At 38.7% G+C, this 25,995-nt stretch carries 22 protein-coding genes; 5 read left to right on the forward strand and 17 right to left on the reverse strand.

Translation table 11 applies throughout. The annotated features are described in order from the left end of the window. Positions 1 to 132 precede the first annotated feature (132 nt). Positions 133 to 1,494 (forward strand): dipeptidase PepV, encoded by a 1,362-nt coding sequence (gene pepV / locus ACXJIN_RS05730; protein WP_456400329.1) that lies wholly within the window; start codon positions 133 to 135, stop codon positions 1,492 to 1,494. 411 nt (positions 1,495 to 1,905) lie between these two features. Here pepV and ACXJIN_RS05735 read toward each other — a convergent pair whose 3' ends face one another. The 4 genes from ACXJIN_RS05735 to ACXJIN_RS05750 are packed head-to-tail and all read right to left on the reverse strand — an operon-like array spanning position 1,906 to position 6,766. Beyond that, positions 1,906 to 3,276: a sensor domain-containing diguanylate cyclase gene (locus tag ACXJIN_RS05735; RefSeq protein WP_456400331.1), complete on the reverse strand. Its 1,371-nt coding sequence runs from the start codon at positions 3,274 to 3,276 to the stop codon at positions 1,906 to 1,908. A 23-nt stretch (positions 3,277 to 3,299) separates the two neighbouring features. Then, entirely contained in the window at positions 3,300 to 4,379 is a 1,080-nt protein-coding gene (locus ACXJIN_RS05740) for an alanine/ornithine racemase family PLP-dependent enzyme (protein ID WP_456400333.1), read from the reverse strand. Between the two features lie 15 nt (positions 4,380 to 4,394). Next, a complete protein-coding gene (gene smpB / locus ACXJIN_RS05745; protein ID WP_456400335.1) occupies positions 4,395 to 4,844 on the reverse strand; it encodes an SsrA-binding protein SmpB in 450 nt (149 codons plus the stop codon). Then, positions 4,841 to 6,766: an alpha/beta hydrolase family protein gene (locus ACXJIN_RS05750; protein ID WP_456400337.1), complete on the reverse strand. Its 1,926-nt coding sequence runs from the start codon at positions 6,764 to 6,766 to the stop codon at positions 4,841 to 4,843. Before ACXJIN_RS05750 ends, smpB begins: the two co-directional genes overlap by 4 nt. Positions 6,767 to 6,918: 152 nt before the next feature. Here ACXJIN_RS05750 and ACXJIN_RS05755 point away from each other — a divergent pair, with 152 nt between their 5' ends. After that, positions 6,919 to 9,321: a Lon protease family protein gene (locus ACXJIN_RS05755; RefSeq protein WP_456400339.1), complete on the forward strand. Its 2,403-nt coding sequence runs from the start codon at positions 6,919 to 6,921 to the stop codon at positions 9,319 to 9,321. Continuing rightward, positions 9,318 to 9,902 carry an RdgB/HAM1 family non-canonical purine NTP pyrophosphatase gene (rdgB, locus tag ACXJIN_RS05760; RefSeq protein WP_456400341.1) on the forward strand — a complete coding sequence of 195 codons (585 nt, stop codon included), beginning with the start codon at positions 9,318 to 9,320 and terminating at the stop codon, positions 9,900 to 9,902. The genes ACXJIN_RS05755 and rdgB overlap by 4 nt, the downstream gene beginning before the upstream one ends. 69 nt (positions 9,903 to 9,971) lie before the next feature. Here the strand turns inward: rdgB and nadC are convergent, their stop codons facing one another. From nadC to ACXJIN_RS05780, 4 genes are read right to left on the reverse strand one after another with little or no spacing between them, the layout of a single operon-like run. After that, complete coding sequence (nadC, locus tag ACXJIN_RS05765) at positions 9,972 to 10,811, reverse strand: carboxylating nicotinate-nucleotide diphosphorylase (RefSeq protein WP_456400343.1); 840 nt, start codon at positions 10,809 to 10,811, stop codon at positions 9,972 to 9,974. Positions 10,812 to 10,818: 7 nt separating this feature from the next. Then, positions 10,819 to 12,372, reverse strand: a complete 1,554-nt coding sequence (nadB, locus tag ACXJIN_RS05770; protein WP_456400345.1) for an L-aspartate oxidase — start codon at positions 12,370 to 12,372, stop codon at positions 10,819 to 10,821. Continuing rightward, positions 12,369 to 13,295: a quinolinate synthase NadA gene (nadA, locus tag ACXJIN_RS05775; protein ID WP_456400347.1), complete on the reverse strand. Its 927-nt coding sequence runs from the start codon at positions 13,293 to 13,295 to the stop codon at positions 12,369 to 12,371. The genes nadB and nadA overlap by 4 nt, the downstream gene beginning before the upstream one ends. 16 nt (positions 13,296 to 13,311) lie before the next feature. Then, on the reverse strand, positions 13,312 to 13,830 hold the full coding sequence (locus ACXJIN_RS05780; RefSeq protein ID WP_456400349.1) for a transcription repressor NadR: 519 nt from the start codon (positions 13,828 to 13,830) through the stop codon (positions 13,312 to 13,314). Between the two features lie 399 nt (positions 13,831 to 14,229). Between ACXJIN_RS05780 and ACXJIN_RS05785 the strand changes: the two genes are divergently transcribed. Further along, a complete protein-coding gene (locus ACXJIN_RS05785) occupies positions 14,230 to 14,667 on the forward strand; it encodes an OsmC family protein (RefSeq protein WP_456400351.1) in 438 nt (145 codons plus the stop codon). A gap of 142 nt (positions 14,668 to 14,809) precedes the next feature. Then, a complete protein-coding gene (locus ACXJIN_RS05790) occupies positions 14,810 to 15,799 on the forward strand; it encodes a Gfo/Idh/MocA family protein (RefSeq protein WP_456400353.1) in 990 nt (329 codons plus the stop codon). 18 nt (positions 15,800 to 15,817) lie between these two features. On the opposite strand, the gene ACXJIN_RS05795 is transcribed toward ACXJIN_RS05790, so the two are convergent. The 9 genes from ACXJIN_RS05795 to ACXJIN_RS05835 form a co-directional block, all read right to left on the reverse strand. Then, complete coding sequence (locus ACXJIN_RS05795; RefSeq protein ID WP_456400465.1) at positions 15,818 to 16,639, reverse strand: sensor domain-containing diguanylate cyclase; 822 nt, start codon at positions 16,637 to 16,639, stop codon at positions 15,818 to 15,820. A gap of 102 nt (positions 16,640 to 16,741) precedes the next feature. Beyond that, complete coding sequence (locus tag ACXJIN_RS05800; RefSeq protein WP_456400355.1) at positions 16,742 to 17,005, reverse strand: hypothetical protein; 264 nt, start codon at positions 17,003 to 17,005, stop codon at positions 16,742 to 16,744. Then, positions 17,002 to 17,652, reverse strand: coding sequence for a deoxyribonuclease V (gene nfi, locus ACXJIN_RS05805; RefSeq protein ID WP_456400357.1), 651 nt, complete (start codon positions 17,650 to 17,652; stop codon positions 17,002 to 17,004). The genes ACXJIN_RS05800 and nfi overlap by 4 nt, the downstream gene beginning before the upstream one ends. Beyond that, the gene (locus ACXJIN_RS05810; protein ID WP_456400359.1) at positions 17,649 to 18,275 is read right to left on the reverse strand and encodes a hypothetical protein; all 627 of its coding nucleotides are present in this window, start codon (positions 18,273 to 18,275) and stop codon (positions 17,649 to 17,651) included. The genes nfi and ACXJIN_RS05810 overlap by 4 nt, the downstream gene beginning before the upstream one ends. After that, complete coding sequence (gene lepA / locus ACXJIN_RS05815; protein ID WP_456400361.1) at positions 18,272 to 20,089, reverse strand: translation elongation factor 4; 1,818 nt, start codon at positions 20,087 to 20,089, stop codon at positions 18,272 to 18,274. The genes ACXJIN_RS05810 and lepA overlap by 4 nt, the downstream gene beginning before the upstream one ends. Positions 20,090 to 20,093: 4 nt before the next feature. Next, a complete protein-coding gene (smc, locus tag ACXJIN_RS05820; protein WP_456400363.1) occupies positions 20,094 to 23,615 on the reverse strand; it encodes a chromosome segregation protein SMC in 3,522 nt (1,173 codons plus the stop codon). Beyond that, positions 23,603 to 24,586, reverse strand: a complete 984-nt coding sequence (locus ACXJIN_RS05825) for a radical SAM protein (RefSeq protein WP_456400365.1) — start codon at positions 24,584 to 24,586, stop codon at positions 23,603 to 23,605. The genes smc and ACXJIN_RS05825 overlap by 13 nt, the downstream gene beginning before the upstream one ends. Continuing rightward, positions 24,583 to 25,272 carry a ribonuclease III gene (rnc, locus tag ACXJIN_RS05830; protein WP_456400367.1) on the reverse strand — a complete coding sequence of 230 codons (690 nt, stop codon included), beginning with the start codon at positions 25,270 to 25,272 and terminating at the stop codon, positions 24,583 to 24,585. The genes ACXJIN_RS05825 and rnc overlap by 4 nt, the downstream gene beginning before the upstream one ends. After that, positions 25,269 to 25,994: a glycerophosphodiester phosphodiesterase family protein gene (locus ACXJIN_RS05835; protein ID WP_456400369.1), complete on the reverse strand. Its 726-nt coding sequence runs from the start codon at positions 25,992 to 25,994 to the stop codon at positions 25,269 to 25,271. Before ACXJIN_RS05835 ends, rnc begins: the two co-directional genes overlap by 4 nt. Position 25,995 lies beyond the last annotated feature (1 nt).

The following is a 25,995-nucleotide window of genomic DNA, read 5'->3' on the forward strand; positions in this document are numbered from 1 at the left end:
AGTAAAATACCACTTTTTTACTTGTTCTCCACTTCATTTTGGGTATTATACACCAACGCATCAGTTATGCAAATAGAATTTCGTTAAGGTGTAAAATAGAAGAGAAAGTGAACAAAAAAGGAGGTAATTAAGGTGAATAAAGAACTTGACAATGTGGTTTTGTCTTTAAAAGACGATCTTTTCAAGGCGGCAAGCGAGATAATAAAGTTCAAAAGTGTTGAAAATCCAAAAGAGGGAGATGCTCCCTTTGGAATAGGAGTAAAGGAAGCTTTAGAGTACGCCCTTAAAGTAGGAGGAGAATACGGTCTGGCGACCAAAAACGTTGATAATTACGCTGGACATGTCGAATATGGAAAAAGTGGAAAACTATTTGGAATATTAGGGCATTTAGACGTCGTTCCGGAAGGAGATGGATGGAACGTTGATCCTTATGGTGGAATTATAAGAGACGGCTACCTTTGGGGAAGGGGCGCGATAGATGATAAAGGACCAACTATGGCGGCGCTTTTTGCCCTTATCGCAGTGAAAAAATTTGGCGTAGAGCCAAAATCCCGTGTAAGAATCATATTTGGAACAAACGAAGAAACGGGTTGGAAGGGACTCGACTACTATTTCAAACATGAAGAAATGCCAGAATGGGGTGTTACCCCAGATGCGGATTTTCCAATAATAAATTGTGAAAAAGGGATAGTGAACTTTGAAATATCGTCCAAACGAGGTAAAAGCAGTGTCGTATCCATTCGAGGTGGAGAAGCTTCAAACATGGTGGCTGCGCACGCAAAAGCCGTTGTGAAAACGGAAGACAAAGATCTTATCAAACGGATAAACGATTTTGCGCCCAAGAACGGTGCAAAAATAGAGGCCAATTACAATAATGGAGAGTTGACAGTGGAAGCTTTTGGAAAATCCGCCCATGGCTCAAAACCAGAAGAAGGCGTGAATGCCATAGCCACATTGTTGGACTTTTTAGTTCATGCCGATCTTGCGGATGAGAGTATAAAAATCATAAACGAAAAGATAGGCTACGAGCCTAATGGGAAAAGCCTGGGCATTGCCGGATCAGATGAAGCGTCTGGAAAATTGACACTTAATCTTGGAACCATTCAGGCGGATGAAGAGAACTTAAGAATAGTTATAAACATTCGTTATCCCATCTTTTTCAACGTAGACATGATAGAAACTCAAATTAAAACGGCTTTAAAAGGAATGAAAGTGGAAAAACAACACAATCAAAAGCCTCTTTACGTTTCGCCAGATAGCGATCTTATAAAGCTGCTTTCAGAAGTTTATGAAGATGTGACAAAAGAAAAAGCATTCTTGATTTCGATAGGTGGTGGAACATACGCTCGGGCCATTCCTAACGCTGTCGCATTCGGCCCACTTTTCCCGGGAAGAGAATCGCTTGAGCATCAACCAAATGAGAGAATAAAATTGGATGATCTCTTAATGGTTTCGAGGATATACGCTCAACTTATTTATCGAATACTTTCTTGAAAATTTGAAAGTTGGCTTCTCTTTTTACTTTCTGCCGACGTTTTGCGCGTCGGCTTTCTTATATGTATATCATACCAATAACACAAAGCATTAAAAACGGATTAAAAATCTCAACCTGTGTGTCAATGTTACAAAGTATTTCAAGAAAAGATTTAACTTCATACTCGAAGCACTTGTTTAGAACATATGAGCTCTCCGGCTGAAGATTCAAAATATGAGATTGAAAGGCGCAGGACACACCGAAAAAGCGCAACGCTCACGGACAAGTGTCTAAGCGTGCCTCGTATTTTGAATTGTAAGATGGAAAGAGAATAGCGAATCCGTTCTGACAGGACTTCGAAAAAATTGTTTTTTGAGATTGTTCACGCGCAACATAAAATCTCATTTTCAATGCGTCAAAATGCTCTATTCTCACTTTGAATTCTTCATTTCGTACATTTTTTCATCAGCACTTTGCAAAGCTTGTTTGTAATCTTTTTCTGGACTCATGTAAGCGATGCCGTAAGACAAACTTATTTCAAAACCGAATTCTTTTTTCAAACTTGAAAGCTTTGACTGAATTCTTTTTAAAATTTCATCGACTCTCTTTTGAGTCGTCTGTGGAAAGACCATAAGAAATTCATCTCCACCGTACCTTACCACCAAGTCCATTCTTCTCGTACTGCTTTTCAACACATTTCCCACGGCTCTTAGAACTTTGTCACCGATGAGATGCCCGTAATTGTCATTTATCTTTTTAAAGTGATCCACATCTATCATGACTATGGAGGCATACTCATTTTTTCTTCTGATTATTTCATAGTAATTTTGAATCCATTCGTTGAAGAAATGCCTGGTGTAAACCCCCGTTAAGGCATCCTCCATTGCCAATTCTCTGAACTTTTCCCTTTCTCTTTCCAGTTCCTGCGTGATAACGTTGAACTGAGTTGCAACTTCTATTTGTGCCGCCACAACCTTAAAAAATGTGAAATCGATCTCAGAAAAAGCTCCATAGCCCTTTTTCAGGAAGGAAACAATCATTCTTACCCTTTCCCCTTCCTTTATTGGAACACCAAAGTAGGAAACCGGTATCTCTCGTGAAAGACTTGAAAGGTGGACTAATTTGTAATCCCCTATTTCGAAATCAAATGCGTTAGGAAGGTACAATTCTTTTCCAGTATCCACTATGTACCACAGAATGCCCTTTTTTTGGCTTCTTGGGAGTTCTTGATGTAATATTTCGGCGTATTCCAGATGAGACCACTCTATGAAAATGTTGTCTTTCTTTACGGATGCGATGTAGAGGTAGTCGGCTATTTCATTTTCATGGCAATATTCGTAGGTTCTTTTGCCGATCTCTTTAAGTGAATCTTTCTTTTTTAAAAGCACGGAAAAGTCTTTTATCAATTCAAGTTTGTACACTTGAGAGAGCTTCTCTTCCCTTTGAACTCTTTCGTTTACGCTTTTAATGAATACCAATATGGCCTTTTCGCCGTTGAATAAAACATTTGAAAGAACCATTTCAACCCACAAATCGTTGCCTTGAGCGTCATGCGTTTTCTCAATAATGGGTGGCAAACTTTTACCTTCCATTATCGCTTTCGAATTGATTTGAAAAGCTTCCTTGTATTCATCAAACACGAAGTCAATCGGATCTCTGTTTCTTACATCTTCGAAAGATTCTACCTTGTATAGCTTTAAGAGGTAATCGTTAGCGTAAAGAATTTTTTCTTTATGGATAAGAACCCCAACGTTTAAAGAGTCAAAAAAAGAAATGAATTCCTTTGTGTTAACTTCCTGCATCGTCCAAATTCTCCTTTGCATTTTTAGACATTACCGTTGTCTGAATTGAAAACTTTTTCAACGTAAGGAGATGTCATCGCTCTTAACAAAGCACTGTACTTCAACCTAAAGCTCATCTTATCGCCGATTTTTACCTTTCTTTTGCATTCCGTTACGTCTAAAACCATGTGATCGCTGGAAGCATGCAAAATTTCCACCCCGTCTTCCATAGGAATCAGCCCATCGGACGCCACATCCTGCTCGCCTAAAGCGACTATCGCTTTAACTCTCATGCCTTTGTCCTTAAAATGCGGTGTTCTTCCCATTGAATCTTTGCCTATCTTTCCCTCGGGAACTGAAGGTTTAACTTTAAGCTCTATTACCTCGCTTTTAAGTGTAAAGGTGTCCTGCCTGAGAAATTCAAAAATCCTCCCATTTGTGATATCCGTTCCCAACGCGATTGCCTCTCCGATTCTGTACTCATTTATCTCAGGGGGGAGTTGATCTTTTTCCATCAAATAAATGGCGGAAGTGTTTCCTCCGCTGATCACGTTCACTTTTATTCCTTTCTTTTCGAGTTGTTCAGCAATGTTAACTAGTATGTTCATCCTTTTTTCATCTGGTATTACGCCACCGTAACATCCTAAATTCGTTCCTATTCCGTAAAGCTCTACAAATGGAAATTTTGAGGCTTTGTATATTTCCTGGTAGGCCTTTGTGTACCATACACCTTCTCTCAAATCTCCAACATCTACCATGTACAATATCTTCTGTTTTTTTCTCAAATTAAAAGCGTGTTTTGATATTTCTTTAACCATATCCAATTCGGATACCAAAACAACGTCAACGTACTTAACCACGAGTGGTATTTCTTCAAACATTGGTATTCTTATCAGCATAAAAGGACCTTTTATGCCTTTTTCTCTCATTTTTACGATATTTCTTATTCTTGAATCCCCTATAACGTCTGCTCCATTTTCCAGGTATATCGCGGCAATTTTAGGATTCCCACAAAGCACTTTGGTAACGGCTACCAATCTCACGTTGTTTTTATGACAAAGTTCAGATACCTTTTGGGAATTGTAAGAGAGGGCATCGGTATTTATTATCAGCTCTGGAAACATTTTTTCCTCCCTCTGTTAAAGTTGGTATTTCATTTTTTTCCTTATTTCACGCTCTTGATCCCTCTTTGCGATATCTTCTCGCTTGTCGTAAAGATGTTTTCCCTTTGCCAAAGCAATTTCAATCTTTGCTTTTCCTCTATCGTTAAAGTAAACTTTTAGCGGAACTAACGTTAATCCCTTTTGCTCCACTTTACTTGCAAGCTTTACAATTTCTCTTTTATGCATAAGAAGCTTTCGCCGTCTCAGGGGATCGTGATTAAAAACGTTGCCCGCTTTGTATGGTGCAATATGCATGTTTTCAACGAAAAGTTCTCCCCTTCTCACTATGCAGTATGCATCATTTATGTTAACACTACCAGCTCGCAGAGACTTTACTTCCGTACCCTTGAGTTCTATTCCACACTCGTACTTATCTAAAATTTCAAAATTTCTCCTTGCCTTTGAGTTCGTGGCTACAACCTTCAATTTTTTCTCTCCTTCAAGTGGGTTTCAAACCAATCGAGAATGAGATCAAGTCTCTTTATTCTGTGTAAAGGTTTTCCGGAACGAGACAACTCATGAGTCTCATCTGGAAAGAGAGCTAATTTGGTTTCTTTCCCAAAATACTTCAAAGCGGTGAAAAATTGTAAAGCCTCCGCCATCCAGCATCTCTTGTCTTCCATGGAGTGAATGAATAGCAAGGGAGTGTTTACTTTATCAGCATAAGTCAGAGGAGACATCTCGGTGTATCCTTTTGCATTTGTCCAGGGATCGCCGCCAAGTTGTTCGGGACCAAAGAAATATCCTATATCCGTTGTTCCAAAAAATGAAGTCCAGTTGCTTATAGATCTCTGGGTAACAGCCGCTCTGAATCTGTTTGTGTGTCCAACTATCCAATTTGTCATGTAACCACCGTAAGAACCACCTGTTACACCTAAATGCTTTTCATCTATGAATTTGAATCGTTTAATGGCTTCGTCCATTACTTCCATGAGATCCTGATAATCTCTTTTTCCATAAGCCCCAAAGATGTTGGAAAATTCTTCACCGTATCCATCACTTCCCTTGGGATTTGAAAATAGCACTGCGTAGCCGTGAGAAGTGAGAATTTGAAATTCTAAGAAAAATCCGTAACCGTAAGAAGTTTTTGGACCTCCGTGAATTTCAAGTACAGTCGGATACTTCTTTTTCTCGTCAAAATCTATGGGCTTCATGAGCCATGCGTCTATTTTTCTGTTATCAGACGTCTTTACGTAAAAATGCTCCGGCTCAGAAAGTGTTAGTTTCTTCAAATACTTAGAATTTAAGTGGGTAACCTGTTTTTCCTTTTTACCCTTCAATACGTAAAGTTCATCCAACGAAGTGAAGTCCATGGCTGTAAAAGCTTTTACCCCATTTTTGGAAATGCTAAAACCATCCACACATCTTTTTCCGCCAATAACTTCCTCCGTTTTTCCTCCGTCCGCTTTTACCCTGTATATCTTGGCTGCCGGACCATCTGTCACGGTAAAGTATATCCATTTATCTACCCAGTAAAACGGTGTGGGGGAAGATATTCTGCTATCGCTGTTAACGGAATTCCATTTCGAAAGATCCATGTCGCAAAGCTTTTTAATTTTCGCATTTTTCCCGGCTTTAATTTTGTATACCCTATGATTTGTGAAAGAACCGTGCTTTAAATTGGAAGCCGTAAATGCAATTTGTTCTGAAGTGGGATCCCACGCTATATTGCCTATAGACATATCGGAATTTGTCAACTTTACAGCTTTCTTACCAATTTCCATAACGAAGAGATCAGATATCATTGGGGTCTTCTCCATGTCAATTATTTCAACAAAGGCCACTTTTTTTCCATCTGGAGAGCAAGCGTAAGATTCAATAATTCCCTTTTCATTCGTTAGCTTTTTCTTTTTTCCTTTGAGATCTATGGTGTATAGTTGGATGGAAGTGTCATAAATGAATCCCTCACCGTTGATCCAAAAAGGTATTTTCTCTATTATGTGAACGTCATCTTTAGGATCTCTTTTTCCCTTTTCAACAACTCCAGCAATTATGGTTTTATCGTTCAACCATTCGAAATTCGCAATACCGTTTTCAAAATGTGCAAGTTTTTGAGCTTCACCTCCATTTGCATCTATGATCAGGAGGTCATTGCCCTTTTCTTCACTTCTTTTTGAGATGAAAGCTATTTTTTGGCCATTTGGTGACCATCTTGCATTTCCATCGCTTGGACCGCTAGTGAAAGTTTTTATCGTCTTGCCATCGTACATAAAGAGTTGCTTGAAATAATCGTTCTTCTTTTCATTTGCCTGGCTTACCGTGAAAATCACCTTCGAACCGTCTGGGCTTATCTGCGGATCTCCTACGAATTTAAATCCCAAAAGATCTCTTGAAGTAACCTTTTTCATTTTTTCCCCTCCTCGCCTTTGCCATTTCAAACTAATTTTAACACAAATATACGTTAGCGAGCCTCATTTTGAAGTCTGCATGTTATATAATGAAACTAAAGACAGACTACTCACGTTATATGTGGGTGAAAAAGCAAAAAGGAGGATGTTATATGAAAGAGATTTCCTCACGCGATTTGGAAATAAATCTGGCTCGTTTTGACATTCCAAAATCTACTCGCCATCTTAAGATATCTTCGAGTTTGGAATATCAGCAACGGGCTTATGACGCCTTGCAGGATGCTTTGGAACTTGACAATAAAAATTACAATGTATTCGTTTCCGGAATAGCCGGAAGTGGAAGGCATACCTTCGTAAGGGAGGTTTTAAGGAACGTCGCTTCAACCATGCCAACGCCAGACGACTGGATCTACGTTTACAACTTTGTAGATCCCCTTTCGCCACGTGCCATTTCTTTAAAGGCGGGAAGAGCAAGAGAATTTAAAGACACGATAGATGGTCTAAAAAAAGAAGTGGTGAATTCCATCCTGAAAGCCTTCAACAGTTCTGATTATGAAAAAAAGCACGGTGAGTTGGAAGAAAAATACGCTGGCAAAAAAAAGGAGATATGGGACGAATTAAACAAAAAAAGCCTTGAACTTGGGTTTATGGTACAGATAGGGCCGACAGGAATAATAACCGTTCCAATGGCGTATGGTAAACCTTTAACTCAGGAAGAATACGAAAAGTTGGCACCTGAGATAAAAAAGAAATACGAGGACAACATTCTAAAAGTCAAAAGGCTTATAGATGGAACTATGCACAAATCAAGGAATTTGGATAGAGAACTGCAATCCAAAATAGAAAAACTCGATGAGGAAATCGCGAAGTTCGCGATAGATCCAATTTTCGACGAATTTATAGCCAAATTCAGAGGCAATTCTGACGTTGTAGATCACATAAAAAAGATAAAAAAAGATATTTTGAACAATCTGAACATCTTCAGGGACGAAAAAGTGGACAAAGAGAAATTCATGGTGAGATATGATGTTAACATCATAGTGGATAACTCTGAAACAAAGGGAGCACCAGTTATAGAAGAATTCAACCCGACTTACGCAAATCTCTTTGGAAAAGTGGAGTACTATTCCACTATGGGAACTCTCCAAACGGATTTCAGATTCATAAGACCCGGTATAGTTCACAAAGCAAATGGTGGTTTCTTGATTTTAAATGCCGAAGATATATTAAGATCTCCATTCAGCTGGGATGGATTGAAAAGATTTTTAAGCAGTGGAAGGGTAAAAATAGAAAACATACAAGATCATCTTGGTTACGGTATAACCGTTACGCTCAATCCTGAACCAATCGAGGTCAACACTAAAATAATAATGATAGGTGAACCCTGGGTTTATGACCTTCTTTACAGATATGAGCCGGACTTCAGAAAATTTTTCAAAATAAAAGCGCCATTTGATTGGGAATTGAGTTTGGACGATCATGGAATGGATTATTATCTTTCTTTGATAAAGTCAATTGTGAGTGATAAAAAACTTCTCAATCTTAACAGAAGCGCGATAGAAGAGATTGTAAAGTACGGTATGAGACTCGCTGAAAGAAGAGACAAACTCTCCGCTCAGATAAATAAGATTATGGCACTTCTAATTGAGAGTGATAAAAAGGCTCGTAGAGCCAACAAAAAAATGATCTCTCAAATCTCTGTAAAAGAAGCTCTAAATGCCATGAACAGAAGAACTTCCCTTGAAGAAGATCATATGCTTGAATACGTGAAAAGGAACGAAATAATGATTGAGACTTCAGGGGAAAAAATTGGACAGATAAACGGCTTAACTGTTCTTGAAATGGCGGAGCATCCATTCGGCATGCCGGTAAAGATAACCGCTAAAACCTACCTTGGCGAGCATGGTGTTGTTGATATCCAAAGAGAAGCAAACATGTCCGGAAAGATCTTCACCAAAGCGGTATTAATACTTTCCAGTTATTTTGCTTCCAAATATGCTCAAAAGAATAGGCTTTCATTATCAGCCACGCTCAGTTTTGAACAAACTTATTCAATGGTAGATGGTGACAGTGCTTCTGTTGCCGAAACTCTGGCGCTGATTTCGGCAATTTCCAAGGTGCCTATAAAACAAAGTATTGCCGTAACTGGTTCGATAAACCAGCATGGAGAAGTTCAACCTGTTGGAGGGGTTCCATACAAGATAGAAGGATTCTTTAAAGTTTGTAAGGATAAAGGTTTAAACGGTGAACAGGGAGTTATAATTCCATCTTCCAACGTTGACGATCTGGTACTTGCAGATGAAGTTGTGGAGGCTGTAAAAAAGGGTAAATTCCATATCTGGACAGTTGATACCGTAGATGAAGCCATAGAATTAGCGATGGGAAAGAAAGCTGGAAAGATGAACAAAGCTATGAATTACCCGCGCGGAAGTGTTAACTATTTAGTTTGCAAAGAACTTGAAAAAGTTTCCAAAGCGCTTGAAAAGGAAAAAACGAAAAAAGAAAAAAAGTCTGTGTCTAAGAAAACTAAAAAAGGAAAAAGCAAAGAGAAATGAAAATAGTACTGGCAACTTCAAACTCCCATAAAGTAATGGAGATCAAAGACATAATAAAAGACATTCTTGATGAATTTGAACTGTTAGCCATGAAGTTCAACGTGGAAGAGGATGGAAAAACGTACGAAGAAAACGCCTTAAAGAAAGCCAAGATTGCCTATGAAAAAACCAAAATTCCTTCAATTGCGGATGATAGTGGACTAATTATAGACGCTTTACCTGATTTGTTGGGAATAAAATCCGCGCGTTTTATGGAAGAAAAGAGCTACGAAGAGAAAAATATGGCCCTTCTAAAAATGCTAAGAAATGTGCCGGATGAGGAACGCACCGCACGCTTCACCTGCGTCGCCGTCTTTTACGATGGAAGTCCACATATTTTTAAGGGTGTGATGGAAGGAAAGATATCGTACGAAATGAGAGGAAAAAACGGTTTTGGCTATGATCCCATATTCATACCTGAGGGATACGATAAAACCACCGCCGAACTTGAACAAAGTGAGAAAAATCTAATAAGTCACAGAGCAAAAGCGTTTAGAAATTTGGCTGATTATTTGAAAAGTGTTTTAAAACAGCGACCTTAAAGGTCGCTATTTTCTGTTTCAAAAAATCCTGGTTTTATTTTTATTCCAAAACATCGCCCTTGAATTTTCTCATCCTACTATTTCCAAACTTATGTCCAATGAATCGATTTTTGTTGTTAAAGCACCCACAGATATGACGTCAACGCCAGTCTTTGCAACTTCACGAATATTTCTCTCTGTTATGCCACCTGAAGCTTCCACGATTGCCCTTCCATTTATATACTCTACACTTTTCTTCATCAATTCAATGTTCATGTTGTCAAGCATTATGATGTCCGCTCCTGCTGATACGGCTTCCTTAACTTCTTCAAAATTTTCCGTTTCTATCTCTATTTTTACGGTATGTGGAATACTGGCGCGTACTTTCTTTACAGCTTCTACTATGGACCCTACCACGGCTATGTGATTGTCTTTGATCATCACGGCGTCGTACAAACCCATTCGATGGTTTGAACCTCCACCCACTGTTACAGCGTACTTTTCCAAAATCCTTAAATTCGGCGTGGTTTTTCTCGTGTCCGTTACACGTACTCCAAGATCCTTTACCAGATTCACATATTTTCGAGTTTTAGTTGCAATAGCGGACATTCTCTGCAGAAAATTCAAGGCGACTCTTTCTCCTTTCAATATAGAAAGCGTTGGCCCGTTAATTTTCGCAATTCGATCACCTTTTTTCATCTCTTGGCCATCTTCAATAATGCTTTTAAATTCAATCGATTCGTCCATCTTTGAGAATACCATTTTTGCAACTTTCAATCCCGCTAAAACTCCGTCTTCCTTTGCCAGTATGTACCCTTCACTTGTATGAGAAGATGAAATGAGATTTTCAGAGGTCACATCACCCATTCCAACGTCTTCTAAAATGGCCCTGTTTATTATATCTTCAACGATTTTTTCATTCCAGAACATCTGTCGTTCATCTCCCCTTATTCGTTGTAATAATATGAAAATGCTCCCACTCTTTTTTGCTTTCAGGATGATCTTTTCTGAAGTGTGCCCCTCTACTTTCATTTCTTAACAACGCCGCTTTTGCAATTAGAGCTCCTACTGTGAGAGCTTTGCGCGTTTTCCAGATATCTTCATTCCACCCTTCTTCCAATTCTTCATTCTTTTCTTTCACCCATTTCAAAAAGGTACGCAGATCGTTTTCGTTTCTTTCAACACCGGCGTAAAGAGATAATTTATGACGCAATTCTTTTTGAATTTCTTTAGCTTTTGAAGCCATCTTCGAACGTTTTTCATACTTTTGCATTATTTTTTGAATTTCCACTCCATCATCGCTTTCCAACTCTTCTTTTTGAGCACTTAAAACGGCCCGATGGGAAAATACAAGTCCCTCAAGTAAAGAATTGCTTGCCAAACGGTTTGCCCCATGCACGCCTGTACAAGCGACTTCGCCGCAAGCGTACAAACCTGGAATGTTCGTTCTTCCAAAAGTATCCGTTTTAACTCCGCCCATGGTGTAATGGGCGGCCGGGGCTACCGGTATACGATCTTTTCGCATATCAATGCCGTACTTCATGAGTGTTTTAAAAATAGTTGGAAAACGCTCTTGAATGTATTCACTTCCAAGGTGAGTTGCATCCAACCAGACATAAGGAGTTTTCAAGCGCTTCATTTCTGACATTATAGCGCGCGAAACAACATCACGAGGTGCAAGTTCCGCTTTTTCATGGTATTTGGGCATAAATCTTTCCCCTTTTTCATTTAAGAGCGTCGCTCCTTCTCCTCTTACACTTTCAGAAATCAAAAACGATAATCCTTTAGGATTGTAAAGTGCTGTAGGATGAAATTGAATGAATTCCATGTCCATAATTTCGGCTCCAACTTCGTAAGCCATGGCTATCCCGTCACCGGTGGCAACGTCAGGGTTCGTAGTACTTTCGTACAGAGCGCCACATCCTCCACTCGCTAAAATGACAGCCCGCGCTTTGTAAAACTTAAAAATTCCTCTTTCAAAAGTTAGAACACCATTTACTCTTCCTGAATGGTTCCTTAAAAGTTCTAATACAAGCGCATTTTCCACGATTTTGACGTTTTTCTTCTTTCCAACTTTTTCACTTAAGAATTCTCTTAGCTTCTTTCCTGTTGCGTCTCCTCCAGCGTGTAAAATTCTTCTTTTTCCATGAGCGCCCTCTAAAGTGAAATCTATTTTTCCATTTTTGTGATCAAATTCCATCCCCATATTCATTAATCGTTTTATCTCTTTTGGTCCTTCCCTTGTTAAAATTTCGACCGCTTTTTCTTCACACAACGACGCACCGGCTTTTAATGTGTCGTTCATGTGTAATTCCCATGAATCTCCCTCATCAATGGCAGCGGCCACTCCCCCTTGAGCTTGATTGGTATTGCAATCTTCTACACGCTTTTTGGTCAAAAGCAAAACCTTCGCATTTTCGGAAAAATTTAGCGCGCTGTAAAGGCCAGCGACGCCGCTTCCTATGATCACAAAATCGAATATCTCATTCATTTTGAAAGCCTCAACATCCTTTCTAAAGCATTGTAAGCTTTTTTTCTCGTTTCTTCGTTTATTTCCACTTCATATTCCATTTTTTCTAAGGATTCCACAACATCTTTTAATGTAATTTTCTTCATATCAGGACATATAAAATTTTCTTGCAAAGGATAGAATCTTTTATCTGGATTTTCTTTTTCTAGCCTATGAATTATTCCCTTTTCAGTTCCAACCACAAACGATTTTGAATCGCTCTCTTTTGCGTATTTCAGTATTCCTGCAGTGCTGCCCACGTAATCACACATCTCAATCACTTCATTTTGGCACTCAGGATGAATCAAAATTTCAGCGTCTGGATATTCATTTTTTGCCTTTCTCACATCCTCAACGGTTATCGAGTTATGAACAGGACAATATCCATCCCAAAGAATGATTCTTTTATTCGTATGCTTGGCAACGTATGAGCCTAAATTTTTGTCTGGCAAGAATATCACCGTGTCTTCTTTTAAAGAATTAACGATATTCACTGCGTTTGATGATGTGCAACAAATATCACTTTCCGCTTTCACAGCCGCGGATGAGTTCACGTAAGCGACCACGGCGGCATTGGGATACTTTTTTCTCATTTCTTTTATCTTTTCTACGTTTGCCATGTCCGCCAAAGGACAGCCCGCGTCTTTCACAGGCAACAACACTTTTTTATCAGGTGAAAGAATCTTGGCGCTTTCGGCCATGAATTTCACACCACAAAATACCAATACCTCCGCATCTGTTTTCGCGGCAATTCGGCTCAATTCAAACGAGTCCCCAACATAATCGGCCACATCTTGAACCTCTCCAATTTGATAATTATGCGCCAATATAATGGCATTGCGGGCTTTCTTCAGTTCTTGCACTTTTTCTACCAAATTTTCGTATTCTCTACTTTCTTTAGCCATACCGATTGTCCCCTTTCTATTTCAAAAGAAAATGCTTTTCGCTTAAAGCTTTTAACACCCTTTCCATACTTTCTTCGTTATCCGTTTCAATTGTATGAAGGTGAACGCCATTCGACAGGGAGAGAAGGGGAGTAGCGTTAGACGTTTTAAGAGCACTCATAAACTTTTCAACTTCGTCCAATGTTCCTATGGATATATTTCCGCGCAATTCGCCATATAGCGGATGTTCAACTATAACGTCTAAAACTTTTCCACCATTTTCAACCACACATTCCAATTCTTCTCTTATTCTTTCTCTGGGATGTTTTACGGCTATTATCTTGGTAATACCCTTTTTTTCATTCTTAAAGTTCACCAAAACATATCCCCGCGCCGTGGAAGTTATATCGTATCCTTGAGATTTTAGAATAGAGATATCTTGCACTATAACCTGTCTGGTTACCCCAAGAAGAGTTGCAAGATACTTTCCGCTAAGTTCTTTTGCGCTTGTTGAAAGCAGCTCAACTATCTTTTTCCTTCTTTCTCCCTTTTTCAAATTTTCTCACCACCACTCATGTTTTTAAAATTATAACACCTGTGTATACACGTGTCGATTTAAATTGATTTTCAAAATCATGAGTTTTAGATGAATCACTTTTGAAATGGGTAAAATGAGAAACATTAGCGTTCATTCTATTGACAATTTTTCATGTAGAACTAAGCTTTCAAGAATGTAGAATTCCGCTTTCATAGAATAATCCAATTGGACCCTACGAAAACAAAAGAAGATGAACATTTAATACTTTCTACACTTTATAAGTAGACTAGAACACTTCACATTTAACATTTCCAACGTTGTTATTTAACCATTTCTTCTTTTTGCTTCATAATATCTCATAGAACAGATGGTAAAATGTATTTTGAGCATATGACTATAATAAAGGAGGTCAAGAGTATGGAAAGTAACGAAGTAAAACTGCAAGAATTTTTGATAGAAACGCAGTTCAAAGCGGACGAAACTTTGGCGCTAAACAAAGGAAGGGAGATCGTCACAACCGTTTCTGTGAGCCCAACCGGAAGTCATCCTGCCGCTCATTCTCCCGTGGAAACCATAATTGGGGCGTTAGGAGCTTGCTTTCTCATAAACCTTCAAAGGTATTTCAATGAAAAACAAAAGAAGTTAACAGATTCGGATGTGCATATGGAGTTGAAAGGGTACAGGGATCCGAGTATCCCAAAACTTGTTAAAATAACTTACGTTGTAGAGATAAATGACAAGTTCGAGTTTGATCCAGAAACACTGAAAGAATTCATGGAAAAACAAAGCACAACCTACAGAACTCTGGAAAATTGTGTAGAAATCTCAGGAGAAATTAAAAAGTTTTCAAATTGAATTAAAAAGAGCTCCATTCAACTTCGCTTTTCTTAAAAAAGCACTTCCTTTTTTTACTTAAGAGGGAAGTGCTTTTCAATTTCTCATTATGAAATTTTTAGTGTAAAATTGAAAATGAGATTCTTGTTCAGGGGTGAATTTTGTGAAAAAACTAAAACTGGGGGTTTTAGGGATTTCGCATCATTTTGTAAAGAGAGTACTTTTTCCTTTGAAAAAATCAAACAGTGTGGAGATAATCGCCATTGCAAGCAGAAGTAAGGAAAAGGCAGAAGCTTTTGCCCAAAAGTGCGAAGTCAAAAGGGCGTACGGATCTTACGAATCACTTCTCAAAGACAAGGATGTTGATGCGATTTATATACCGCTTCCAAACCATCTACACCTGGAATACATAAAAAAAGCGGTTGATGCCCATAAGCATGTAATGTGTGAAAAACCCATTGCCTTGAGTTACGCAGAAGCGAAGAGCGCTTTTGAATACGCACAAAAGAACGGTGTTTTGCTTATGGAAGCTTTTATGTATAAGCATCACCCACAATGGATAAGGGTAAAAGAAATAGTTGAAAGTGGAGAAATTGGCAAAGCGGTGTCAATTAACTGCTATTTTTCTTACGACAACAAAGATCCAAAAAACATACGCAACATTTTGGAATACGGTGGAGGAGCTCTCTTAGATATAGGCGTGTATGCCGTTTCAAGTGCAAGGTGGATTTTCAATGAAGAACCAACAAAGGTGCTTTCTCTTTTGGAAAGAGATAAAAAGTTTGGAGTAGACACGCTGGTTTCTGGAATTATGGATTTCAATGGAAAAAATTCACTTTTTACCGTAGCTACTCAAGCTTTTCCTTCCCAAAGCGTGGAGATATATGGAACCGATGGTTTGGTGAAAGTCGAAATTCCTTTTAACACTTTTCCAGATGTTCCAGCCAATTTGTTTGTGAAAACTCACATTGGAAGCCGAAATGTGAAAGTTGGTCCAGCCGATCACTACCTTTTGGAATTCGAATACTTTGCAAGGGCAATCGAAGAGAAGCGCTCACTTTTTTCCTTACAAAATGATTCTCTTTGTAACATGAAAGTGATAGACGCTCTCTTCGAATCTGCAAGAAATGGAAACTGGGTGTTCGTAAAGTAAAAAGCCTATTCTCTTTTATTACAGAAAGACGACTTCATTTTTCATTTTAGATTCGTACATTGCCTTGTCAGCCCTTTTTAAAATGCTGTCTTTGTCGTCATCTTCACGTATTTTGGTTACACCAACTGCGGCAGTGATCTTTCCGGCACAACTTTTTACGGCGAGCTTTTTCTTTATATCTTTGATTCTTTCTATCATGACATTCACATCTGTCGAGGGATCTATTTCAAAGATTACAACGAATTCATCTCCACCAAAGCGGCTTGTACGCGGACGAAAAACCTCATCTTCCTTTCGAACGAGCCTTTGAAGTTCGTCCGAAATTTTCTTTATCACTCTGTCTCCTTCTATATGACCGCATTTGTCATTTACGCTTTTGAAGTTATTCAAATCTAAGAGCACAGCGTACATTTGTTTGCCGCGTTTGACAGCCGCGATCGCCTTTTCAAGGTGGGTAAACATTTCTCTTTTGTTGTAAAGATTTGTGAGTGAATCCCTTGTGGAGAGGGTTTTTAGCTTTTTATTTAAAGCCTCAAGCTTATCATATTCAGATATATCGTCAAAAGTTTCAACGGCTCCTATTACATTTCCAAATTTATCACGCATGGGAATGGTTCTAACTAAAATATGCTTTAACCCTTCATTTTTTGTGTGAACCCACACTTTCTTTTCAACCTTTACTTCCTTTTCCACAGCTTCTACGAGTGGGCATCTGCCAAAGCAAAGATTTTCCCCATTATCGTCTAAGTGTTTCAAAGGGGTTTCAAAGCACTTCTTTCCAACGATTTCACTTTCTTTAAAACCAGTAAGCTCTTCGGCGCCTTTATTCCAGTAAAGAATGAGGCGTTCAGGTTACAAAGTAAACTCCAGTTGCCACGTTATCAAGTATCTCCTCTATGGTAATGAGAGACACACGAGAAATTATTCTTCTGTTCCCCATTTTCAACCTCTTTTACTGTTGATCATTCTTATTCTTTTTTTTCCTTTTTTCACTATTAAAATGGATAAAAATACCAAACCCGCCGTCAGAGAAAATATAACTATCATCTTTGTAAAATTCCTGTCAAATGATTGAATGCCTATACGAATTCCAGCGTAAACGAGCAAGGCAACTAACAGCCAGATCACTATTTGTCCCAACAAAAGTGAAGTTAAATAAATGGTATCGGCTTGCTTTTCTAAATCTTCCTCATCTCTATTTTTCAAGAATTTACCACCTCTTTTTTGAGCTTTTTGGTGTAAAAATCCGCTACGCGTGTTGGTTCAGGAAGTTTATATCCTCTTGAGGTTTTCAATGTGTATTCTAAACAATCATTCAAGCTCACATAACTTCCAGGAGAAATGAAGAGAGGTTTGACGTTGTCTTTTGTGGTTAAAACAACGCCTATTCTCTCATCTTTATCGTAAAGGTAGGTATATTCCCCCCTTTTCTTTTTCGGCATTTCATACGTTCCATAAAGGTGTGATTTTGCAACTCCTATGGAAGGCTTTCCAAGTTCCAAGGCCATATGGGCGGCTAAGCCAAGATGGCGGGGGTGGGCTATCCCTTGTCCATCGAAAAAGAGCAGGTCTGGCTCATTTTTTAGCATTGAATAAACTTTTAAAATCGCCGGTCCTTCCCTAAAACTCAGTAAACCCGGAATGTACGGAATTTCCACCTTAGAGATTGTCCACTTTAATTCAACGATCTCCAACGTTTCAAAGCTCAGCACAACCCCCACTGCCAATGCCTTTTCTTTTGAAAGAAAAGAAAGATCAAAACCGGCCACAAGTTTTGGTTGTTCTACAAGTTTTTGTAAAACCACTTTTGATGACAATTCCCGTTGAATGGATATCATTTCAGATATTTTCAATATACCTTACTTACCACCCATCTCAAATGTTTGTAAGGCTGACCAGTTGCGGACGAAATTGCCCTCATTGCGAGAACGTTGACATTCTTCGTACTTCCGTCTTTAAAGGACAACTGAACTTCTAATTTGTACGCTGTGAACTGCGGGATATTCTCTCGCGCGTTTAGCATCGTTTGAATGGTTGAAATGTTGTAATTTTCGAGCAAAGTGTTTAACTGTTGGGCGTTTAGATTCTTTGTAACATAACCATTTTTCTTCAAAAATTCAAGACTTCTAGCATTCACAAAGGTGTAATTTTTAAAGGCCTGGTTAACCTCTTCTTTTGAAAGCTTTGTTTTTTTCAAAATTCTAACGTTTTTCACATCTTTTCCAACGTATGTAAGCCAGAATGACTTTGCAATCTCAGCTTCTGACACGTTTTTTGCTATTATCTGGTAAGTTCCGGCATTCATAAGGGCATTCGTGTAAATCGGATCTATTTCATCTATGCTTGCGTGAGTTCCATTTACAAGCACATCGTTTACCGTCTTGGCAAAATTAGCACTTAAAGCGAAAACTCCCCATAGTGCGATGGCGCCAACCACCAATGCGATAAGTATTTTGAGCTCTGTTGAGATCTTCAATTTTTGTCCTCCTTTCCGATGCTCAATATTGATAAAAATACATCCTTTGAAATACTCACATTTCCAAGCATTCTCATTCTCTTTTTACCTTCCTTTTGTTTTTTCAAAAGTTTCATCTTTCTTGTAACATCTCCTCCGTAACATTTTGCCAGAACATCTTTTCGATACGCTTTCACCGTCGCCCTTGCGATTATTCTACCACGTGCGGTTGCCTGAATTGGTATTTCAAACTGCTGACGTGGCATTTTTTCTGCGATGCTTTCAACCAACGCTTTTGCAACTTTGTACGCTTTGCTTTCATGCACAACCGTACTCAGCGCTTCAACAGGTTCTTTATTTACAAGAATTCCTATTTTAACCAGCTTTGATTCCCTGTATTCCGCAAAATCGTAATCCATTGAAGCGTATCCATGGCTTATAGCTTTTATTTTATCAAAAAAATCGAATATCATTTCAGCCATCGGCATTTTAAAGTTCAAAGTTACCCTGTTTTTACCCGCATTCTCAGTTGAAACGAATTCACCTCTCTTTTCATTTTGAATGAAATTCATCACAGCACCCATGGTGTCTACTGGCGTCATAATGCTCAAATCTACGTATGGCTCTCTTATCCTTGAATACGTCCCTTCTTTTGGCATTTTTGCAGGGTCAGTGATCTTAACGATTTCACCGTTGTTCATTTCAACTTCGTACACAACATTTGGAGCGGTTGCTATAACGTCAAGATTATATTCTCTTTCCAATCGTTCAACGACTATTTCCATGTGAAGTAACCCTAAAAAACCGCACCTGAAGCCGAATCCCAGTGCGGAAGAATTATCCGGCTCAAAGACAAATGCCGCGTCGTTGAGTTTAAATCTTTCCAATCCCTTTCTCAATTCTTCATAATCTTTTGGATCGGTTGGATAAAGGCCGGCGTAAACAACCGGCTTAGCCTCTTTATATCCTGGCAAAGGCTCTTTTGCCGGATTTACTGCCAGCGTTATGGTATCGCCAACCCGTGCTTCTCGAGCCTCTCGCATTGAAGCGGCAACGTATCCAACTTCTCCGGCAGATAAAATATCCGTTGGTGTCATGTAGGGAGAAAAAATGCCAACTTCGACGACTTCATGAGTCGCCTTTGTAGACATCATTTCTATCACGTCTTTCGTAGAAAGCTTTCCCTCAAATATTCTCACGTGTGCCACCACGCCTTTGTATGGATCGTAATTTGCGTCGAATATCAAGGCGCGCAACTTGTCTTCAGGGCTTCCTGAAGGTGCCGGTATCCTTTTGACAACCTCTTCCATGAGCTCTGAAACACCCTCGCCAGTTTTTGCACTTACCAAGAGAGTTTCTTCGGGTCTTATTCCCAACGTATCGTAAAGCTCGCGTCTCGTCTCCTCTATGTTGGCATTTGGCATGTCTATTTTGTTTATCACCGGCACTATTTCCAAGTTATTTTCTATAGCCAAGTAAGCGTTTGCAACTGTTTGAGCTTCCACACCTTGAGTCGCGTCAACCAAAAGTATAGCCCCTTCGCACGCGGCCAAACTTCTCGAAACCTCGTAAGAGAAATCTACGTGTCCCGGCGTGTCTATAATATTTATTTCGTAAGCTTTTCCGTCTTTAGCATTGTACAAAATCTTAACGGGTTGAGCTTTAATCGTTATTCCACGTTCTTGCTCTATTTCCATGGTATCAAGGTATTGAGCGTGCATTTTTCTTGCCTCAACGCTGTTGGTAAGTTCAAGTATTCTGTCTGCCAATGTTGATTTTCCGTGATCTATGTGGGCGATGATCGAAATGTTCCTTATCAAAGAATTATCAAACATACTTTTACCCCGCATTCGTTTCAGAAAATTCAGAAAGCTCCACAGGAATAACCGTGGATACACCGTTTACCATGGTAATGCCGTAAAGAGTATTTGCTCTTTCCATAACCATTTTGTTGTGCGTCATAACTATGAAATTTGAATCTTTGGAATATTCAGAGAGCAAATTAACAAAACGCTGTGTACTGAAATCGTCCAAAGCCGCATCTACTTCATCGAGAATATAAAAAGCACTTGGGTTTATCATCAAGAGCGAAAAGATAAGTGCAAGGCCCACCAACGATCGTTCACCACCGGAAAGCATGTAAAGTTTTTGTGTTCTCTTTCCCACAAGTTTGACGTTTATTTCCACTGGTGAATTCAACACGTCATCTGTGGTAAAAGAAAGGTAACCGCTACCATGAGAAAAAAGAATGGATATCATCTTTCCAAAGTTTTCGTTTATCACGTTTAAAGTTTCCTTAAGGAGATTCCTTGCTTCATCATCCGTTTTCTCTATGACATTTTCAAGTGAAACTTTAGATCTTTGCAGATCTTTTTTCTGTTCCAACAATTCCTCATGCCTTTTTTCAACCTTAGAATATTCATCTATGGATGAAAGATCGACCGGACCAAGAAATTTCATCTTCTTTTCATAGCTTTTTATTTCTTCGGCTATATTGTTTAGCTCTTCTTCTTTTAAGACGGCGCACTCTCGCGTATTTCCACCAGCTTTTAACAGTTCTTCCAGTGAATTCTGTAAAGCGTTTTCTAAAGACACTTTTTCTATTTCCAATGTGTGTGCCTCTTCACGATTTCTTTCTATCTCTTCTTTTTTTTCATTTATCATTCTTTCAAGATTTTCCAATTTTTGAAGTGTTTGATCACGGTTGCCCTTAGAGCTTTTAGATCTACTGAAGAGGTCTTCCATATCTTTTCTTACAGAAGAAAGATCTCTTTCAACGTTTTCAAGCCTTTCTTGTGATTGTTTCATATCATTTGCAATTTCTTCCATCCTGACATTTATCTCTGAAATTTCGCTTTCTATTTCATCTATGCGTTTTGAAAGTCTAAAAGATTCCTTTTTATAACCTTCAGCCCTTTCTTTTAGCGAGTTCATATTCATCTTAATGTCTATCATCTTTTCTTGCAGGCTTTCTATTTCCTGTCGATTTTTCAAGGTCTCAGTTTTATCGCCACTTAACTCTTCTTGAATTCGCATAAGCTTTGAATTTATCTCTTCTACTTTCACATTGGATTCTTCAACTACTTTTTCGTCTTTTTCCATCCTTTTTAGATAATCTTTTTGGAATTTCTCAAGGCTATCAACTTCTTTTTGTAAAGAAGCCAATTGGGCCATTATAGATTCTTTCGTGTTTTTGGAATTGTTAAGTGAAAGGTTATCCTGAAGCAGGGTTTTTTCGATATCGTTTTTCTCTTTAAATGCTATTTCCCTGCCAACTTGAAGATCGGCTATTCTTGCATCTATTTCCTTCATTTGCTGGGAAATGGCAACGATTCTTCCTTCCACGTCTTTCAAAATTCTTCTTTGAGAAACGAAGTTAGACCTCTCAACACTTCCACCCGTTATGGTACCGGAAGAAGATATGATTTGACCGTCCAAACTCACTATTCTGGAATGAAGAGCTTTTTCCCGTTTTAAATCAATGGCACTTTGAAGATTTTCCACTATCAAATCATGTGAAAACAGGAAATTGACCAGTCCTTCAAATCCTTGAACGGCTTTTACCAATTTCGCCGCGTATCCCACCATACCGGGTGCGGAAATGAGTGAAACGTTTATCACTGGCTCTCTGAGATCTATCATATCCATCGGTATAAAAGTGGCTCTTCCTATTCTGTTTCTTTTTAAGAATTCAACGCATCTTTTGGCCACTTGTGAATCTTTTACTACCACGTTTTGAGCCCTGCCACCAAGCAAAACAGAAATCGCCGTTTCAACATCCTTTGGAACCTCAAGAAGATTTGCGACAACGTCTATAACCCCGTCTATTTTTGCGTTCATCACGGCCCTGACGGCATTGGAATATCCCGCGTATTCTTCAATACTCCTTTTTAATATGTCTCTTTTTGAGTTGAGTTCCATTTTTTGTGAATTCAACTCGTTGTGATGTCTTTGAAGTTTCTCTATTTCCTCATCGATTTTCCGCCTTTTTTGTTCTATTTCAGAAAGTTTTTTATTTTTCTCTTCAAGCTTCTTGGCATAATCATTTTCTTCCTTCAATATTTTATCTAGCCTGTCTTGCAATTGAGCGGCCTTTTCCTTTTTTTCATGAAGTTGCACGCGCAACACTTCAAGGCGTTTTTTCAGATCTTTTACATTTTCTATTGCTTTTGACTTTGCCACTTCAAGGGAATTCTTTTGTTTTGTCAAGGTGGAGATCTCAGATTCCATTTCGGCTTTTCTCTTTTCTATTCGAGAAATCTCTTCGGCTTTTGAGTTGTAAACCTTTTCAAATTTTTCAAGCTCTTCATTCATTTTAGAATAATCTTCGTCCAAGCTTGAAATAAGCCTTTTAAGTTCTTCTAATCTCTCAAGACTCCTATCAACTTCAGAACGCATGGAATCTTTTTTTGTCCCTAGCTCAACGTAATTCGTTCTATCATTTGACAATTTTGAAGAGTACAGTTCTTTAAGATTTGCCAGAGTTTTCTCTCTTTCTCTGTACTTTTCAAGTTCGTTTTCAAATCTTTTTATCTCTTCTTCGACTCCAGATGAAAGCTCTTTGAGCTCAGAGCTTTGAAGTTCTAACTCAAAAAGTTCTTTCTGTTCTTTTTCTATTTCTTCAGAGAGATTTTTCAATTTTTCTTCAACGTCATTCATCTTTGTGGAATTCAAAAAATAGAAGTGGCCAAAGTACGCTCTCTTCAATTTTTTCAATTCCTCTTCATATTCTTTGTACCTTTTTGCTCTCTTTGATTTCAAGTTCAAAGAGCGAAGACTTTTCTCAACCTCAGAGATGATATCTTGGAGCCTCTGAAGGTTTTCCTCAACACCAAAGAGCTTTGAAAGAGTTTCCGCTTTTTTTGCTTTGTAAGTTGCAACGTTTGCCGCTTCTTCAACCAGAGCCTTTATTTGTTCCGGTGAAGAGTTAACCAAATTGGATATTTCACCCTGACCGACTATGGAATAAAGATCTTTTCCCGTCCCAGTACCGGTAAAAAGTAAGTTGATATCTTTCAACCTTGTGGCCGAACCATTTAAAAAGTAAGAATTTTTTCCATCCGCGGTGAATATCCTTTCAACGCTTATTTCCTTATTATTTTCATCAATGAAAACGGCCTTCACCCATGCCTTTTCCGCTTTTTTTACACTTGATGAACCCGCATAAAGTACGTCTGAAGCATTTGACATTCTCAGTTTACTGCTTGCCCTCTCTCCGAATATCCATCTAACGGCGTCAACAACGTTCGACTTTCCAGAACCGTTTGGTCCGACGATACACGTTATTCCCTTTGGAATATCAAACTTAACGTAATTTCCAAAAGATTTAAACCCTTCAACTTCTAACCTTACGAGTCGCATTTGGATATCTCCTTAAGCTTGTCAATGTGTTCTTTTAGCCATTTTTTAAATGATATTGTAGCGTTTTCCGATTCAACCCATATTTTACCATCTTCTTTGAAATCAACCTTTAAATCTTTGTTTCTTCCCACTATCTGTGATCTGAGTTTATCAGGTGCGTGAACTTTTAAGGCATTTGTGGAGATTAGAAATTTTCTGTACAGCGCTGCCCTAGCCAATTCTCCAAAAGATGGGTGGTATGGTCCTGCAACAACGTTGGGAAGGGTTTGAGCATCCTGATACATGCCCAATCTTTCTACGGTGATGTTGGAATCTAAGAAAATTGCCACCATGTCAGATACCCAATCAAGAGCTTCTTTTAGCGTTTGGGGAACGTATTTTTTTTGAATGTACAAACGCTCTAATTCCGTTTCTTTCAGCACTAAAGTTGGATGTATTCTGACGGCGTCCACATTTAAATTTGCCACCTCAAAAGCGGAAAAAAGAGATTTTGACTTTGTGTCTTTCGGAAGTCCTGTCATTAGATGAACTGAGACTTTAACGTTTGCCTTAGTTAAAGATTCGATGGCATTCTTCACGTCTTTTGCGCTATGATAACGTTTGGAAGCTTCTAAAACGTCTTCGCACATAGACTGGGCTCCGATTTCAACAAACGTTACGTGGTGATTGGATAAAAATTCGGCGTCTTCTATTTCATCTGGCCTCGTTGAGATTCTTATTCTGGTTATACCTATTTTCAAAGCGCATTCTTCAACTTTTAAAAGAATTTCTTTCCATTCTTTTATGCCGGTAAAAGTACCACCGTAAAGAGCAATTTCGGAATTTTCATCACCATGGTAAAAAGCGTAAGCTTTTTTTATCTCTTCACAAATCGACAATGGTGTCCTTTTCATCGTTGCCATCCACTCATTGCAAAACACACATCTGTATTTGCACCCTGCATTTGGAAAGAAAATTGGAATTATCTTCAAATTTTTTTCAACCTCTTTAACGCATCTTTTGCCGCTTCCTGTTCCGCGGCTTTTTTGCTTTTTCCCATACCTTTTCCGTAAATCTGTCCGTTCACAATTACTTCGAAAGTGTATACTTTCTTGTGTGAAGGTCCTTTTTCCTCTACAAGAAAGTATTCCGGCAGGGTGCCGTATTTGTCTTGTGTATACTCTTGAAGCATGGTCTTGTAATCGAAGAAGATCTTTTTTTGAGTGGCGGCGTTTATCTTGTCTTTAAGCAATTTTTCCACCGTGCTGTAAGCCCTTTCAAAACCAAAGTTCAAAAAGATCGCTGCCATGGTTGATTCAAAGATATCTGCAAAGATAGATTCTAAGCTATCATCTGATGAACGTAAGCTCTTTCCTATCAACACCAGCTTGGATAGACCGATTTCTTTACTCACTTCAGATAAAACCGGTTCACTTCCTACAACGGCTTTTACTTTCGCCATATCGCCCTCTGCCATCTTTGGAAAGTTTTCAAAAGTCTGATGAGCTATTACCAAACCAACTACAGCGTCCCCCAAAAATTCAAGCCTTTCGTAAGAAGGTACACCGTTTTCATTGGCGTAAGAACTGTGCGTCAAAGCCCATTCGAAATAATGGGGAAATGGAGGAACATCTTCTATTTCTAAAATTTTTAAAGCTTTCAAAACCAATTCCTTCACTTTTCTTTTTCCTCTTTGAAGAATTTAACCGCTCTTTCTACTTCGTTCGTTATAACGGCGTAGGCACCACATTTCTTTGCGAAGTCAAAGTCTTCTACAGTATTAGAGTCCCAAAATACGACCTTTATGTCGTTTTCTTTTGCGAATGAGAAAAAATCGTCAAATCCTTCAATTCCCACAGCGTAAGTTGGAATGTTGTACGAAAAAACGTTTATCTTGAGGCTCAAATTCATGCTCTCTTTTAAAGTTTTAAGATGTTCTTCTCCAAAGAGCATTCCCAGTTTCACGTTTTTGTCTAGTTCTCTTATTTTGACTAACGTTTCGTGATTAAAAGAAGAAAGCCACACCCTTTCAGGGTTGTAATCGTTGATAAGCCCCAACACATCTTCTTCCAAATTTTTGTAACGAATTACATTTGTTTTTAGCTCCACGTCTACTATAACCGACTCTGGAATAATCTCAAAAACCTCTTTAAGTGTTGGCATCTTCTGTCCCATCGATTCGTATCCTTTAATCTCGTCAAGAGTTTCATCTTTTATCCAACCGTGTTTACCGTAAGTTCTGTACATGTTTTCGTCGTGACATACAACCATTTGTCCATCTTTGCTGAGGTGAACGTCCAATTCAATACCATCCGCTTTGTACTCGATGGCTTTTTGAAATGAAAGGAGCGTATTTTCGGGGTAAGCTCCAGAATACCCCCTATGACCCAATATCACCACT

This window comes from Mesoaciditoga sp. (assembly GCF_054006115.1).

What these genes read in the sequence shown, in the direction of transcription:
- lepA (WP_456400361.1), bottom strand. Translation starts at nt 20,089, where the DNA reads ATGTTTGATAATTCTTTGATAAGGAACATTTCGATCATCGCCCACATA.
- nadB (WP_456400345.1), bottom strand. Translation starts at nt 12,372, where the DNA reads ATGAATGAGATATTCGATTTTGTGATCATAGGAAGCGGCGTCGCTGGC.
- smc (WP_456400363.1), bottom strand. Translation starts at nt 23,615, where the DNA reads ATGCGACTCGTAAGGTTAGAAGTTGAAGGGTTTAAATCTTTTGGAAAT.
- nadA (WP_456400347.1), bottom strand. Translation starts at nt 13,295, where the DNA reads ATGGCTAAAGAAAGTAGAGAATACGAAAATTTGGTAGAAAAAGTGCAA.
- rdgB (WP_456400341.1), top strand. Translation starts at nt 9,318, where the DNA reads ATGAAAATAGTACTGGCAACTTCAAACTCCCATAAAGTAATGGAGATC.
- ACXJIN_RS05755 (WP_456400339.1), top strand. Translation starts at nt 6,919, where the DNA reads ATGAAAGAGATTTCCTCACGCGATTTGGAAATAAATCTGGCTCGTTTT.
- ACXJIN_RS05740 (WP_456400333.1), bottom strand. Translation starts at nt 4,379, where the DNA reads ATGTTTCCAGAGCTGATAATAAATACCGATGCCCTCTCTTACAATTCC.
- ACXJIN_RS05785 (WP_456400351.1), top strand. Translation starts at nt 14,230, where the DNA reads ATGGAAAGTAACGAAGTAAAACTGCAAGAATTTTTGATAGAAACGCAG.
- nadC (WP_456400343.1), bottom strand. Translation starts at nt 10,811, where the DNA reads ATGTTCTGGAATGAAAAAATCGTTGAAGATATAATAAACAGGGCCATT.
- ACXJIN_RS05750 (WP_456400337.1), bottom strand. Translation starts at nt 6,766, where the DNA reads ATGAAAAAGGTTACTTCAAGAGATCTTTTGGGATTTAAATTCGTAGGA.
- ACXJIN_RS05735 (WP_456400331.1), bottom strand. Translation starts at nt 3,276, where the DNA reads ATGCAGGAAGTTAACACAAAGGAATTCATTTCTTTTTTTGACTCTTTA.